This window comes from Martelella radicis (assembly GCF_014196625.1).
In the GTDB taxonomy this organism is placed as follows: Bacteria; Pseudomonadota; Alphaproteobacteria; order Rhizobiales; family Rhizobiaceae; genus Martelella; species Martelella radicis.
In genome coordinates, this window is sequence record NZ_JACIDZ010000010.1 from 39,844 (window position 1) to 54,440 (window position 14,597).

General features: G+C 63.4%; 12 protein-coding genes. 5 read left to right on the plus strand and 7 right to left on the minus strand.

Annotation, left to right across the window (positions count from 1 at the left end; translation table 11 throughout):
- Nucleotides 1-131: 131 nt before the first annotated feature.
- From GGR30_RS14785 to GGR30_RS14805, 5 genes are all read right to left on the minus strand, one after another.
- Nucleotides 132-1,091: a homocysteine S-methyltransferase family protein gene (locus GGR30_RS14785; RefSeq protein WP_183487635.1), complete on the minus strand. Its 960-nt coding sequence runs from the start codon at nucleotides 1,089-1,091 to the stop codon at nucleotides 132-134.
- A gap of 236 nt (nucleotides 1,092-1,327) precedes the next feature.
- Nucleotides 1,328-2,320, minus strand: coding sequence for a ligand-gated ion channel (locus GGR30_RS14790; RefSeq protein WP_183487637.1), 993 nt, complete (start codon nucleotides 2,318-2,320; stop codon nucleotides 1,328-1,330).
- Nucleotides 2,321-2,416: 96 nt separating this feature from the next.
- A complete protein-coding gene (locus tag GGR30_RS14795; RefSeq protein WP_281378130.1) occupies nucleotides 2,417-3,502 on the minus strand; it encodes an FAD-binding oxidoreductase in 1,086 nt (361 codons plus the stop codon).
- Between the two features lies 1 nt (nucleotide 3,503).
- Nucleotides 3,504-4,748, minus strand: a complete 1,245-nt coding sequence (locus tag GGR30_RS14800) for an aromatic ring-hydroxylating oxygenase subunit alpha (RefSeq protein ID WP_183487639.1) — start codon at nucleotides 4,746-4,748, stop codon at nucleotides 3,504-3,506.
- Nucleotides 4,749-4,875: 127 nt separating this feature from the next.
- Nucleotides 4,876-5,250 (minus strand): RidA family protein, encoded by a 375-nt coding sequence (locus tag GGR30_RS14805; protein WP_183487641.1) that lies wholly within the window; start codon nucleotides 5,248-5,250, stop codon nucleotides 4,876-4,878.
- Nucleotides 5,251-5,318: 68 nt separating this feature from the next.
- Between GGR30_RS14805 and GGR30_RS14810 the strand changes: the two genes are divergently transcribed.
- Nucleotides 5,319-6,296 carry an L-threonylcarbamoyladenylate synthase gene (locus GGR30_RS14810; RefSeq protein WP_183487643.1) on the plus strand — a complete coding sequence of 326 codons (978 nt, stop codon included), beginning with the start codon at nucleotides 5,319-5,321 and terminating at the stop codon, nucleotides 6,294-6,296.
- 4 nt (nucleotides 6,297-6,300) lie between these two features.
- Entirely contained in the window at nucleotides 6,301-7,725 is a 1,425-nt protein-coding gene (locus tag GGR30_RS14815) for an FAD-binding oxidoreductase (RefSeq protein WP_183487645.1), read from the plus strand.
- A 258-nt stretch (nucleotides 7,726-7,983) separates the two neighbouring features.
- On the opposite strand, the gene GGR30_RS14820 is transcribed toward GGR30_RS14815, so the two are convergent.
- The gene (locus GGR30_RS14820) at nucleotides 7,984-9,384 is read right to left on the minus strand and encodes an MATE family efflux transporter (protein ID WP_183487647.1); all 1,401 of its coding nucleotides are present in this window, start codon (nucleotides 9,382-9,384) and stop codon (nucleotides 7,984-7,986) included.
- Between the two features lie 229 nt (nucleotides 9,385-9,613).
- On the minus strand, nucleotides 9,614-10,885 hold the full coding sequence (gene purD, locus GGR30_RS14825) for a phosphoribosylamine--glycine ligase (protein ID WP_183487649.1): 1,272 nt from the start codon (nucleotides 10,883-10,885) through the stop codon (nucleotides 9,614-9,616).
- Nucleotides 10,886-11,084: 199 nt separating this feature from the next.
- On the opposite strand from purD, the gene obgE reads away from it, so the two are divergent.
- Genes obgE through GGR30_RS14840 form a run of 3 tightly spaced genes read left to right on the plus strand, consistent with a single transcriptional unit; the run spans nucleotide 11,085 to nucleotide 14,582 of the window.
- Entirely contained in the window at nucleotides 11,085-12,143 is a 1,059-nt protein-coding gene (gene obgE, locus GGR30_RS14830) for a GTPase ObgE (RefSeq protein ID WP_183487651.1), read from the plus strand.
- Nucleotides 12,144-12,145: 2 nt separating this feature from the next.
- Nucleotides 12,146-13,309 carry a glutamate 5-kinase gene (gene proB / locus GGR30_RS14835; RefSeq protein ID WP_183487653.1) on the plus strand — a complete coding sequence of 388 codons (1,164 nt, stop codon included), beginning with the start codon at nucleotides 12,146-12,148 and terminating at the stop codon, nucleotides 13,307-13,309.
- The gene (locus GGR30_RS14840) at nucleotides 13,302-14,582 is read left to right on the plus strand and encodes a glutamate-5-semialdehyde dehydrogenase (RefSeq protein WP_183487655.1); all 1,281 of its coding nucleotides are present in this window, start codon (nucleotides 13,302-13,304) and stop codon (nucleotides 14,580-14,582) included. The genes proB and GGR30_RS14840 overlap by 8 nt, the downstream gene beginning before the upstream one ends.
- Nucleotides 14,583-14,597 lie beyond the last annotated feature (15 nt).

Sequence of the window (14,597 nt, forward strand, 5' to 3'; positions counted from 1 at the left end):
CGGACGGATTTGAGCGAAAGCGAAGCCGGGGCGCACGTGTCCCGGCTTCGCCGTTTCTGCCTTTCCTGCAGCGGAAAGGCAGATGAACCAGGGTCTTCACACATCCCTGGAACCTGAAGCGTCTTTCATGCCTACCGGGCGGCGGCCTTGAAATGGCCGTCGCAGGCCTTTGCGATCGCGGCGACGTGGCGGTGATCGGTTCCGCAGCAGCCGCCGAAGACGCGGACGTTCGGGAAGAGGCCGATCAGCGCGCGATAATCCTCGCCGAGCCCCGCCGGATCGCCGTCATCGAGCTCGGTGGCATTGTCGAGTTCCTCGTGGCTCATGCGCGAAGCATTGGCGCGGATACCGCCGATGCGCTTCGTCCATTCCTCGCCGGCTTCGATTGCCGGACGGAAGTGGTCCGGGTGAGCGCAGTTTATCATCAGATAGGCCGCGGCGCTGCCCGTTGCCGCATCGGTCTCGCGGATCGCCTCGGCAAGCGGCGTGCCGTCCGGAAGCCGTCCGTCGGTCTCCACCGTGTAGGCGACGACGCTTGGCAGGTCGCGGGCGGTTGCCGCGCGGATGAAGCCAACCCCTTCGGCTACCGTGGTGAAGGTAAAGCCGCCCACCATGTCGGCCGCCGTTTCAGCGAACCAGCCGATCTGCTCGCCATGATAGTCTTCCGCTTCCTTCGCAGTCATCGCGGTATCCGGCTGATAGCCATCCCCGCGCGGTCCCGCATTGCCGGAAATCAGCACTGGTGCTTGCTCTGCCATCTCGCCGCGAAGCTTCTCAAGCATCGCGATCGCCTTTTGATTGAAGCGCCGGAGGTCCTCCGGCGTATGACCAAGGGTCGCGCCCCAGTCCCGGTTGGCGCGCCAGGTCGGCGCTTCCAGCACGAAGCCCGTTCCGTGCCGCGCGGCTATCCTCAGATGGCGGCGAAAATAGGTCTCGAGGACAGCCATGCCTTCCGCCGTTTCGAGCAACGGATAGGAGGCAAAGCTCGGCAGATCGAGCCCCTCATGGAAGATCAGATAGGTCTCCAGGCCGGAATCGGTCAGGAGAAATGCGTCGCCCGCGAGCGGCAGGCGGTTGCGCAGTGCAGTCATGATAAAAGTCCCTTTCCTTTGATACCGCAGACGCGCCTTCCCTGCGGCGCGCAGGCCGCGAACACGGCACTCCGTCCGTCCCATCCTGGAAGCGTGTCTGCATGTGTCCGGCGCGCCCCTCAGACACGCCGCAATCCCTTCGCGCACAGGTCTTGCCCGCGACGCAGCGGCTTTTGCCTCATGCAGCGGACAAGCGCTACTGGACTCACGGTACAGTTGCGATGAAAAACATCGGATCAGGTAAGGGCAATCGCAAATGCAATGACGATCAACACGGCGTGGACCGCCATGATGGTCCCGCCTGCCCTGAAATTTAGCATTCTCGCCCGTACGGGTCCGCTTGCAACCAGGATGCGCTGCGTGAGGATCGAAAGCATGAGCACGCAAAGGATTGCGCTGAAGGTCAGGAAGGAAACCTGATCGACAATGCCGAACGTCGCATCGAAGCCGATCGCATCCTCCAGCCGGTAGCGGTTGAACACCGCTGCGAACACCGAACCCGTGGTGACGCCGACGCGCGTGCCGAGTTCCTCGACCGGTATGAACAGAACCAGTCCGGTGATGAACAGCGCCACAAAGAAGCCGGTGAATTTCTCGAACAGAAGCGGAGAAAGCTTCCGCTGGATGTCGACCACGAAGGTGACTCGTGAATAGGGGACGATCTCGTCGCGGTAGCCGAACCGGGTTTGGTAGGTGACGGCCCGGTCCTCGAACGACAATGAGTCGATCAGCCAGCCCGGAGCCCGCACAAACTCAGCGATCTGGCTGTCCTCGGCATCGGGCACGAAAATCGTATGGCTGACGCTGTCAGCGGATTCGAACTTGATCCGCAGGACCTGACTGTCGAAGGGGTAGTCGCCGACATCGAAGGCGTGATCGATGACCGCGTCGAACTCCACAGCGGTGTAGGTCGACCCGTTCGACAGAACGGTGCTGGCAAAAACATTGGTGGTCGATGACCGCGAGATAAGCTCGAAGTCCCTGTTGGCGTCAAAAGTGCCCGTCGGATCGAGGAACCAGGCATAACCCGCAGCACGAAAGCTGCCATCGCTCGGCGTGACGGAGGAGATCGATGTAAGGAAAATGCCGACCTTGACGGCGCGCGGCTCGCCCTGGGCCATACTCTCCGGCGCAAGCGCAAAAGCCAATACCAACGGCAGCATCGAGCGCAACAGCCCCACTGACCGCAGCCACGCGATGGCCATGCAGGTGATGGTCGGTCCGATCAAAAAAACCTGCTTCCTTGCGCCCGAAATGTCCTTGGCTCCCAAGATATTCCTTGCACATATCTTGTCACCAGGACGCCTGGCGGGCAAGCACGTCCCTTAGGCCTCCACCTCGACATCCGACAGCGGGCGCGAGCAGCAGGCGAGGATGTAGCCCTCCTCGATCTCGTCATCGAGAATGCCGCCATTGTGCTGCATGTCGACCTTGCCGGACTTGCACATGGTGCGGCAGGTGCCGCAGATGCCAGACTCGCAGGCGGCGGGTATGCGCACGCCGGCATTGCGAGCGGTCTGCAGGATGGTGAAGCCGGGCTGGACTTCCGCCGTCACGCCGGAATCGGCGAATTCGACGGTGAACAGCTTGTCCTCGTCGCCGCTCTCGCCAATGAAGACGGCCGGCGGCGGCACTTCGGGCTTGAAGGTCTCCTGGAAATAATTGTTTTCCATGTCGAAATTGGAGCTTTCGAGCGAATCCCTGACCGTTGCCATGAACGGGTCCGGCCCGCAGCAGAACACCCGCCGTTCAAGGAAATCCGGCACCAGAAGCGCGATCTTGGCGCGGTCGATGAAGCCCCGAAGCCCCGACCAGAGCTGGGTGCGTTCGAGCTCGGTGACGATGAAGCCGAGGTTGAAGAAGGGCATGTAGCGCGCCTTGTACTCCAGCTCCCAGCGGAAGATGATGTCGCTCGGCGAGCGGGCGCAGTGGATGAAGGCGATGTCGGTGTCAGGATCGCGATCGCCCAGATCCCGCGTCATCGACATCATCGGCGTGATTCCTGAACCAGCCGAGATGAACAGGTACTTCTCCGCCGGATGCTCGACATAGGAGAAATCGCCGAGCGGGCCGATCGCCTTCAGCTTCATGCCGGGATGCAGGTTCTCGAACATCCAGCGCGTGCCGATACTGTCCTTCTGCGCCTTCACCGTCACGGCGATGGTGAAGGGCCGCGTCGGGCTGGAGGAGATCGTATAGGTGCGCATGATCGGCTCGGGGCCGACCGGCAGTTCCAGCGTGATGTACTGGCCCGGCAGATAGCGGAACCAGATGTTTTCCTCCTCCGCCTTGAAAGTGAAGGTCATCACATCCGGGGCTTCCGGTGTCCAGGCCACGCATTCCAGCATGTGCTCGCGGCCATTCCACGGCACCATTTCATCGATATGTTTGAACGGCTGCGACTTGATCATATCAGGCGACGATGGACAGAGGCGCGTTTTCGTCGGACAGGCGTTCGAGCGAGTGGTTGGCGTACCATTCGACAAACTGCATCACGCCGCCTTCGTCTTCCGGCGAATAGGGGCCGGGCTGATAGGCGGGCGAGCGGATGCCGCGGGCATTTTCTTCCACAATCTGCCGGTCCTGGTCATTGGTGAAGGTCCACACATGGGTCAGTTCGTCGAGATCGTAGTCGATGCCCTCGACCGCGTCCTTCGGCACCAGCCAGGTGGTGGTGACTTCGGTTTCCTCGGGTCCGATCGGCAGCACCCGGAAGGAGATCGCATGATCGCCGAGAAAGTGGTTCCAGGTGGTCGGATAATGAAACAGAACGAGCGCGCCAATGCCGGCGGCCGCCGTCTTTTCACCCATCGGCTTGCGGACGGCCCGCTTGCCCGACATGGTGTAGCTCTCCGCGCCCGCGATCAGCGGCATGCGCGCGATGCGGAACTGTCCGTCCGGGTTGATAAAGAACTTCGCCTCAAGCCCGGCCGCCTCGCAATGGGCCCAGTGTGCCTGGATCTCGGGATCCTCCATCATGCCCTGAACCCCGGTCACCGATGCGGCTTCGGGATAGGTCCGGCAAAGCTCGGGATGGTTTGCCGCGCAGTGATAGCATTCGCGGTTGTTTTCCCAGACAAGCTTCCAGTTGCCCTTCTCGACGATCGTGCTCTTGAAGGCGACCTTGGTGTCGCGGATGTTATGGGGCGCGATATAGGGCGAAATCGTCTCGCGCAGCGGCGCAATATCCGGCGCCTCGTCCGCCAGACAGATGAAGATATAGCCCTCGATGCTCTCGCAATGGACTGGCTTCAGACCGAATTTCGACTTGTCGAAATCCTCGCCCATATGCCGCACATATTGCAGCGTCCCGTCGAGATCGTATGTCCACTGGTGATAGGGGCAGACGAGCTTGGCGGTCGTTCCCTTGTCGGCGGAGCAGACGCGCGAGCCGCGATGGCGACAGGAATTGTGCAGCGCCCGGATGACCTTGTCGCGCCCGCGCGTCAGGATGACGGAATAGTCGCCGACCTGGATCGTCAGGTAATTGCCGGGCCGCGCCAGTTCGCAATCATGGGCGACGAACAGCCAGTCGCGGTAATAGAAATTCTCCATATCGACCCGGAAATAATCGGGATCGGTGTAGAAGGCGCGGGACAGGGTGAAACCGTCCTGACGGCTCCTCAGTTCGTCGAGCATTTTCTGGCGTATCGTCATGGGCGGCCTCCGCGGCGAAGACGGACAATAAGGCGCATTAAACCATCGCCGGTTGCGGCTCCGCGTCCCAATCACGACATGACTTTCGGAAATGACGACACGGGGAAATTCGCACCGGCCGCCGGTATCAGCGCGGCAGAAGCGCCGTCACCTCGATCTCGATCCGGTATTTCGGGTCGATCAGTCCGCATTCCAGCATGGTCGCCGCCGGCGGATTGTCGCCGAAGGTCTCGGCGAGAATCGGCCAACAGGCCGGGAAATCAGCGGCATCCGGAAGGTAATAGACCACCCGCACGACATCTTTGAAGCCGCAGCCGGCCTTCGAAAGCGCGCTTCCGATCGCCTCAAGCGCCGAACGGCACTGGCCGGCGACATCCTCCGGGATGTCCTCCCCCTGCGCCGTCGTGCCTGCGACATGGACGAAGCCGCCGGCCACCACCGCGCGGCAATAGCCGATCTTCTTTTCATAAATGCCGCCGGAGGCAATCCGTCTGATCGTCATCAGAAAATCCTTTGTTGTGCAGGTCCTTTGTTCTAAACGGGAAACGCTCATACAGGAACGGGTTTCACATGGCGCGCATCATCGACATCGCGGTTGACGAAGACATTGCGCTGGCCGAAGGCAGCACGCTTCTCTTGGCCGGCGAACTGGTCGTCATGCCGACGGAAACCGTCTACGGCCTGGCCGCCGATGCGACGAACCCTCAGGCAATCGCGAAAATCTATGCCGCCAAGGGCCGGCCTGCCTTCAACCCGCTGATCTGCCACATGTCCGGGCTTGAAATGGCCGAGGATTATGCCGTCTTTTCGTCGCTGGCGCGCGCGCTTGCCGACGCTTTCTGGCCCGGCCCGCTGACCCTCGTTCTGCCGCTGAAACAGGGGGCGGCGATCGCGCCTGCCGCAACGGCAAACCTGCCGACCGTCGGCGTGCGCGTACCGCAGGGCTTTGCCGGACGGCTGATCGCAGCAACCGGCCGTCCGCTGGCTGCCCCGAGCGCCAACACATCCGGCAGGATCAGCCCGACCACAGCCGTCCATGTGGAGGCCGATCTCGGGGAAAAGCTGCGGCTCATTCTCGATGCCGGACCGGCGGAGGTTGGCGTGGAATCGACGATCCTGAAGGTCGAGGATGAGACGATCACCCTGCTCCGGCCGGGCGGCATTTCCGCAGCCGAGGTCGAGGCGCTGACCGGGCGGCGGGTGGCAAGACCGCAGCACAAGACTGCCATCGTCGCGCCGGGCATGATGGTCTCGCATTATGCGCCGAAGGCCGCCGTCCGCCTCGACGCGACGCGGGTGGAAGACGGCGAAGCGCTGGTGCTGTTCGGACCTTGCCAGGTCGAAAACGCCGCTGCCGCGCACGCCACCTTCCAGCTCAGCGCCAAAGGCGATCTTGCGGAAGCGGCAAGCCGGTTATACGACACGATGATAGAGGCCGATCTGAGCGGCGCGACCGCCATTGCCTTCGCCCCGATCCCGAAAGAGGGTATCGGCGAGGCGATCAATGACAGGCTTGCCCGCGCCGCCGCACCCCGGAAGGATGACTGACCGCATGACCACGCCCGCCCCCGAGCTCATCGCCCGCTTTTCCGAAATCGTCGGCACGCCTCACGCGCTGACCGAAGCCGCCGATATCGAGCCCTATCTCACCGAAAACCGGGGGCTATACCGGGGCAAGACCGTGCTCGTCCTCAAACCCGGCTCGACGCAAGAAGTCTCCGCCATCCTGAAGCTTGCCAGCGAAACGAAGACCCCGGTGGTTCCCGCCGGCGGGCGCACCGGCCATGTCGGCGGCCATGTGCCGCGCGAGGCCGGCACCGACATCGTGCTGTCGCTGGAACGCATGGGCAAGATCCGCAAGATCGACACTTCGGCCAATGTCATCATCGCCGATGGCGGCGCGATCCTCGCCGATGTGCAGAAGGCGGCCCGCGACAATGACCGGCTGTTTCCCCTCTCGCTCGGCTCGGAAGGCTCGGCGATGATCGGCGGCAACCTCTCCACCAATGCCGGCGGCACGGCGGTGCTTGCCTATGGCAATATGCGCGCGCTCTGCCTCGGCCTCGAGGTGGTGCTGCCGACGGGCGAGATCTGGAACGGGCTCAGGAGCCTGAAGAAGGACAATACCGGCTATGACCTGCGCGACCTCTTCATCGGCGCGGAAGGCACGCTCGGCATCATCACCGGCGCGGTGCTGAAGCTCTTCCCGAAGCCGCGCGGCCATCAGGTGGCATTCGCCGCCGTCGCAAGTCCGGAGAAGGCGCTCGACCTTTTCAATATGGCCTCGAACCGCTGCGCCTCGGCGCTGACCGGTTTCGAATTCATGGCCCGCATGGCCTTTGATTTCACGGTCAAGCATACCGACGGCGCGCGCGATCCGCTTTCGGCAAAATACCCCTGGTACACGCTGATCGACATCTCCACCTCCGACAGCCAGCAATCCGCCGACAATATGATGCAAGCACTGCTGGAAGAGGCCTTAGAGGCAGGACTGGTCGAAGACGCGGTGATTGCCAAGTCGCAAGGCGAGATCGACGAACTCTGGCACATGCGCAACACCATGTCGGAGGCGCAGAAGCCCGAGGGCGGCTCGATCAAGCATGATGTTTCCGTGCCGGTTTCCGCCATTCCGGCCTTTCTGCACGCGGCGGATGCGGCGGTGCTGGAGGCCATTCCCGGCGCGCGCATCTGTGCTTTCGGCCATCTGGGCGACGGGAATATTCACTACAACATCTCCCAGCCGGAAGGCGCCGACAAGGCGGAATTCGTCGCCCGCTGGGGTGAGATCAACACAATCGTGCACGCGATCGTGCTTTCCCATGGCGGCTCGATTTCCGCCGAGCACGGCATCGGCCGGCTGAAGCGCGACGAACTGGCCGATATCCGCGAACCGATCGAGATCGACCTGATGCACCGCATCAAGCAGATCTTCGACCCCGCCGGGATCATGAATCCCGACAAGGTGCTGAAGGTCTGAGTGGCGCTGGCGCAAAAGGTGCCCGGTCAACTTGCGAGCCTCAAAAACCGTCATGCCGGCCTTGAGCCGGCATCCAGGGCCGCACGAGAAAACCTGCCTGTTTCATTTTACCGCTGACCTACCAGCTCTGCGCCAAGTTTCGCCGAAAGTGCCGACGTTGCCCGGGTCGCCCTGGACCCCGGCTCAAGGCCGGGGTGACGGCGTAGTGTGGGCGGGCAGCGTGGAGAACCTGGCAAATCCGGCCGGCTGACCGGCATGCTAAACGACCGCTTCCTCCCGGTGAAACATGCCCCATCTTGCGCCGGTTCGTCTGCCGTGAAACCACAGCACCGCCGCCACAAGGACAAGCATCGCAAGGTCGCTTGAGGGTGCGGCCATCCAGATGCCCTGCCCGCCGAACATGAAGGGCAGCAGGAAGATCAGCGGAATGTTGAAGAAATAGGTCCGCCCGAGGCTCATCATGCCGGCGCTCACCGCCTTGCCGATCGCCTGGAAATAGCCGGCGAGCACCATCACCGGCGCAACGACGACATAGGCGGCGGTGATGATGCGCACGATATGGGCGGACGCGGCGATGGTCTCGGCATCATCGACGAACAGCGCGGCAAGCGGGCCCGCGGCAAGCAGGAAGACGCTCTGGACGACCAGTCCGTAGCAAAGCCCGGTCAGGAGCCCGACGACGAGCGTGCGGTTGGATCGCTCATAGATCGCGGCGCCATAATTGTTGCCGACGATCGACTGGCAGGCGAAGTTCAGGCCCATCAGCGGCAGGAAGGCGAAGGTCAAGAGCCGTGAGGCAATGCCATAGGCGGCGATCATCAGGTCATAATCGGCACTGAACCAGACCTTGACCGAAACGAGGATCGAGGCTGTCGAAAGGCTGATGCCGATCAGCGACAGCGACGATGGCAGGCCGAGCGCAAGCGTCCGCCGCCAGGCCTCCGTCAGCGGCTTGCCGGTGCGTTCCCAGAGCCGGATCGGCGTGCGGCCGGAAAGCCTGAGAACGACCACGGCGACAAGCGCCAGCGCCTGCGCGGCAAGCGTGCCGATGGCAGACCCCGCCACGCCCCAGCCCCAAAGAGCGATGAAGACGAAATTAAAGCCGACATTGGCGAGCGTCACCAGAACGCCGATCAGCGCCATCGTGCCGGGTCTGCCCTCCGAGCGCAGCGTGTCGCCTTGGATGCTGATCAGGAATTGCAGGGGACTGCCGAAGATCAGAAGCGCGATATAGGTCGAAGCCATCGCCGCAAGCGCCGCATCGCCGCCCGACAGCCAGACGATAAGCAGCCTGCCTGCCGCCAGATAGAACGCCATCAGCCCCAGAGCGGTGAGCATGGCAAGCGCCGTCGCCGACTGCATGGCCGATTGCGCGCCCGCATGATCGCCTGCGCCGAGCCGCCGCGCCAGGATCGAGGCCATGCCGGAAGAGACCAGCGTCGCCAAGGCGTTCAGCGCCATGAACAACGGAAAGACCAGGGTGACGGCGGCAAGCGCGCGCGGCCCGACATAGACGCCGAGAAAGATGGCGTCGACCACGGTAAAGAGGCCGCTCACCAGCATCAAAAGCACGATCGGGGCTGCGGTCTTGAAGAAAAGCGGGGCAGTCGGGCCCGAAAGATAGGGATTGGCGCGCGGCTCGGAAGAAGTTTCCATCATGTTGTCCCTCGGGACACTCGTAACGCCTGAGGCGGCCGGTTATGGGACCCGCATTACCATAGGCTTCGAGTGTCGTCTGAGAAAACAACCAACGAAGGATCGCGCGACTTCACCATCGCCTGAATCTCAGGCGCGCGGGCGGCAGGCGTCGCAAGGCCGCGCGCACTTAGCGCCGGCCGCAGGAATGAGTCAAGCGCGTTTGCACGGGAAGCCGGCATCGGAAGGCGAGCTAACCCTCCTCGCGCGCCACTGCCCGCCAGCCGATGTCGCGGCGGCAAAAGCCGTCGGACCAGTCGATATCCTCGATCAGCGTATAGGCGCGGGTCTGCGCCTCGGTGACGTTGTGGCCAAGCGCGGTGACATTCAGCACGCGCCCGCCGCTGGCGACAAGCTTGCCGTCGCGCATCGCCGTGCCGGCGTGAAAGGTGCGCGCCTCGGGACCGTCGGCGGGCAGAGCGCGGATTTCGCTGCCCTTCTTGTAGGAGCCCGGATAGCCCTTCGCCGCCATGACGACGGTGAGCGCCGTGTCCTCGCTCCATGCCGCGGAAACCTTGTCCAGCGTGCCATCGGCGGCGGCTTCCAGAATATCCAGAAGATCGCTTTGAAGCCGCATCATCAGCACCTGGCACTCCGGATCGCCGAACCGGACATTGTATTCGATCAGTTCCGGGCCCTTTTCCGTGATCATCAGCCCGGCATAGAGCACGCCCTTGAAGGGATGGCCTATCTCCGCCATCCCGCGGATCGTCGGCTCGATGATTTCCTTCATGGTGCGGGCTATCATCGCCTCGTCCATGACGGGAGCTGGCGAATAGGCGCCCATGCCGCCGGTATTCGGGCCGGTATCGCCATCGCCGACAGCCTTGTGGTCCTGCGCGGTCGCGAGCGGCAGCGCATTTTTCCCGTCGGAGAGGCAGAAGAAGCTCGCCTCCTCGCCGACCAGAAATTCCTCGACCACGACCTCGGCCCCGGCAGCGCCGAACGTGCCGGAAAAGCAGTCGTCGATTGCGGCCAGCGCTTCGGCATTGGTGCGGGCAACGGTGACGCCCTTGCCGGCGGCTAGACCATCGGCTTTGATCACGATCGGCGCGCCGATCTCGCCGACATAGGCCTTGGCCTCTTCTCCATCGGTGAAGCGGCGATAGGCGCCGGTCGGAATTTCGTATCGAGCGCACAGATCCTTGGTGAACCCCTTCGAACCCTCAAGCTGGGCGGCGGCCTTTGTCGGTCCGAAGACCTTGATGCCGGCTTCGCTCAGCGCATCGGCAAGACCGTCCACCAGCGGCGCTTCGGGGCCGACGACGACGAGGCCGATTTCCTTCTCGCCGCAAAAGGCGATGACCGCCGCATGATCGGCCGGATCAAGCTTCACGCATTCGGCATGCGCCGCAATGCCGGGATTGCCAGGGGCGGCATAGAGCACGCCGAGACTCGACGATTGCGAGATTTTCCAGGCCAGCGCGTGTTCGCGCCCGCCCGAGCCGATCAGAAGGACATTCATGGGGTCCGCTCCAGTTGTCACCTGCTGGCGGTTGGGTAAGCAGACGCGCGGCAAAGGTCAAGGCCGCGTTTCATGCAGACTTCGCCGCGCGCCATGTTGCAGCGTCGGTTTTTCACGATAATCTTTGACCTCGCGGCCACTGGGCGATAACGATGCGGTCGGTTTTACCCCACACACCTGAAGACAAAAGCGACGAACCATGAAATTTCTCGATGAGGCAAAAGTCTATATCCGCTCCGGCGATGGCGGGGCAGGGTCTGTCTCGTTTCACCGCGAGAAATATATCGAGTTCGGCGGCCCGGACGGCGGCGACGGCGGACGCGGCGGCGATGTCTGGGTGGAAGCGGTCGAAGGGCTGAACACGCTGATCGATTTCCGCTACCAGCAGCATTTCAAGGGCGAGACCGGCGGCCACGGCATGGGGCGCAACCGCACCGGCGCCAACGGCAAGAGCGTGACGCTGAAGGTGCCGGTCGGCACGCAGATTTTCGAGGAAGACCGCGAGACGCTGATCTGCGACCTCACCGAGATCGGCGAGCGCTACCGGCTGGCCTCCGGCGGCAATGGCGGCTTCGGCAACGCCCATTTCAAGACCGCGACCAACCAGGCCCCGCGCTGGGCCAATCCCGGCCTCGAAGGCCAGGAAAAGACGATCTGGCTTCGCCTCAAGCTGATCGCCGATGCCGGGCTCATCGGCCTGCCCAATGCCGGCAAGTCGACCTTTCTCGCGACCGTGACCCGCGCGCGGCCGAAGATCGCCAATTATCCGTTCACGACGCTGCATCCAAACCTTGGCGTTGCCAGCATCCATGGGCGGGAATTCATTCTCGCCGATATTCCCGGCCTGATCGAAGGCGCGCATGAAGGCATCGGCATCGGCGACCGCTTCCTCGGCCATGTCGAGCGCACCCGCGTGCTGCTGCATCTGGTTTCGTCCCAGGAAGAGGATGTCGCCGCCGTCTATCGCACGGTGCGACACGAGCTTCAGGCCTATGGCCATGAACTCGCTGACAAGCACGAGCTCGTCGCATTGTCTCAGATCGACATCCTTGACGACGAGACGCTTGCGGAAAAGAAAAAGGCGCTGGAAGAGGCATCCGGCGGCGAGGTCTTCGCGATCTCGGCCGTTGCCCAGAAGGGCATGACCGAAGTACTGTCGGCCCTTGCCGAGATCATCCGCGCCGAAGAGGTACGCCTTGGCATTGCCGCGCCCGAACGGGGCATCGACAAGGGCCGGCATGACAAGTGGGAGCCCTGACAATGAACGGCATGCACCGTTCGCTGACGCATTATCGGCGGATCGTGATCAAGATCGGCTCGGCGCTGCTGGTCGACCGCGCGCGCGGGCTCAAACATGACTGGCTGAACCGGCTGTGCGACGACATCGCCGCACTGAAGGCGGCAGGCGTCGAGGTTCTGGTTGTCTCCTCCGGCGCGGTCGCGCTGGGGCGGACCGTGCTGCACAGCCATTCCGGCACGCTGAAGCTGGAAGAGGCTCAGGCGGCTGCCGCCGTCGGTCAGATCGGCCTTGCCGGCGCCTGGACCGAGAGCCTGCGCCACCACGACATTCTCGCGGGCCAGATTCTGCTGACGCTGCAGAACACCGAGGAGCGGCGGCATTATCTGAACGCCCGCGCCACGATCCTGCAGCTCCTGAAAGCCGGCGCCGTTCCGATCATCAACGAGAACGACACGATCGCCACTTCGGAGATTCGCTACGGCGACAATGACCGACTGGCCGCACGCGTGGCGACCATGATCGGCGCGGAGTTGCTGGTGCTGCTCTCCGACATTGACGGGCTCTACACGGCCCCGCCGCATCTCGATCCCCATGCGCATTTTCTGGCGGAGATCGAGGCGATCACGCCCGAGATCGAGGCGATGGCGGGCGGTGCTGCCTCCGAATTGTCGCGCGGCGGCATGCATACCAAGATCGAGGCCGGCAAGATCGCGACCGCCGCCGGCTGCGCCATGGTGATCGCCTCCGGCAAGATCGACCACCCGCTGAGGGCGATCGAGGACGGCGCGCGCCATTCGATGTTCCACGCCTCGCACACGCCGGTGAATGCCCGCAAGACATGGATTGCCGGCCAGCTTCTGCCCGCCGGCACGATCCATATCGATGATGGCGCGGTGGCGGCGCTCAAACGCGGCAACAGCCTTCTGCCGGCCGGCGTGACGGCGGTTGACGGTCATTTTTCGCGCGGCGACACTGTGGCGATCGTCAACTTGAAAGGCGGCGAGGTTGCGCGCGGACTGTCTGGCTATGACAGCGACGAAGCGCGCATGATCGCCGGCCAGAAGACTGTGAATATCGAGGCGATTCTCGGCTATCCCGCCCGCGCGGCCATGGTCCACCGCGATGATCTGGTGATGGCCGCCGTCGGCAAGAAGAAACAGAACGAAGGTTCGACCCATGCTTGATCAGGTTCACAAAGACGATATCGCCGCCGTGATGCGCGAGCTTGGAACGCGCGCCCGCGCCGCCGCCCACAAGCTAGCGATCGCCCCGACCGAGACCAAGAACCAGGCGCTTGCCGCCATGGCCCGCGAGATCGAGGCGCGCGCGCCGGAGATCCTGGCCGAAAACGAGAAGGATGTCGCAGCCGCGCGCGCAAACGGCATCACCGGCTCCTTCATCGACCGGCTTGAACTCAATGACGCCCGCATCGCCGCCATGGCAGACGGCATCCGCGCCATTGCCGCGCTGGACGATCCGGTCGGCAAGCTGATCGCCGAATGGGACCGACCGAACGGGCTGACGATCTCGCGCGTGCGCACGCCGCTCGGCGTCATCGGCGTCATCTATGAAAGCCGGCCGAACGTGACGGCGGATGCCGGCGCGCTCTGCCTGAAGGCCGGCAATGCCGTGATCCTGCGCGGCGGTTCGGATTCTGCCCATTCGGCGCGCGCGATCCACGGCGCGCTGAAGGCGGGGCTTGCGGAAACCGGCCTGCCTGAGGACGCGATCCAGATCGTGCCGACCACCGACCGCGCCGCCGTCGGCGAGATGCTGTCCGGCCTGTCCGGCAATATCGACGTGATCGTGCCGCGCGGCGGCAAAAGCCTCGTCGCCCGCGTGCAGACGGAAGCGCGGGTTCCGGTCTTTGCCCATCTGGAAGGCCTCTGCCACATCTATGTCGACAAGTCCGCCGATCTCGACATGGCGCGCGCCATCGTCGTCAACGCCAAGATGCGCCGTACCGGCATTTGCGGCGCGGCCGAAACGCTGCTGATCGACCGGGCCGCCGCCGAGACCTTCGCGACCCCGCTGATCGAAGCGCTGGAGGAAAAGGGCTGCCTGGTGCGCGTCGATCACGACATGATCGACTATGCCCGCGACCGCGAAGAGGCGAGTGATGCCGACTGGACCACGGAGTATCTCGACGCGATCATTTCGGTGAAGCTCGTCGACGGCATTTCCGGCGCGATCGAGCACATAGGTAAATATTCCTCGCACCACACCGAAGCGGTGATCGCCGAGGATCACGAGGTCGTCTCGCGTTTCTTCAACGAGATCGATTCCGCCATCCTGCTGCACAATGCCTCGACGCAATTTGCCGACGGCGGCGAATTCGGCATGGGTGCGGAGATCGGGATTGCCACCGGCAAGATGCATGCGCGCGGACCGGTCGGCGTCGAACAGCTCACCTCGTTCAAATATCTTGTGCGCGGCACGGGACAGACGCGGGCCTGACAGTTTGACCGAGGA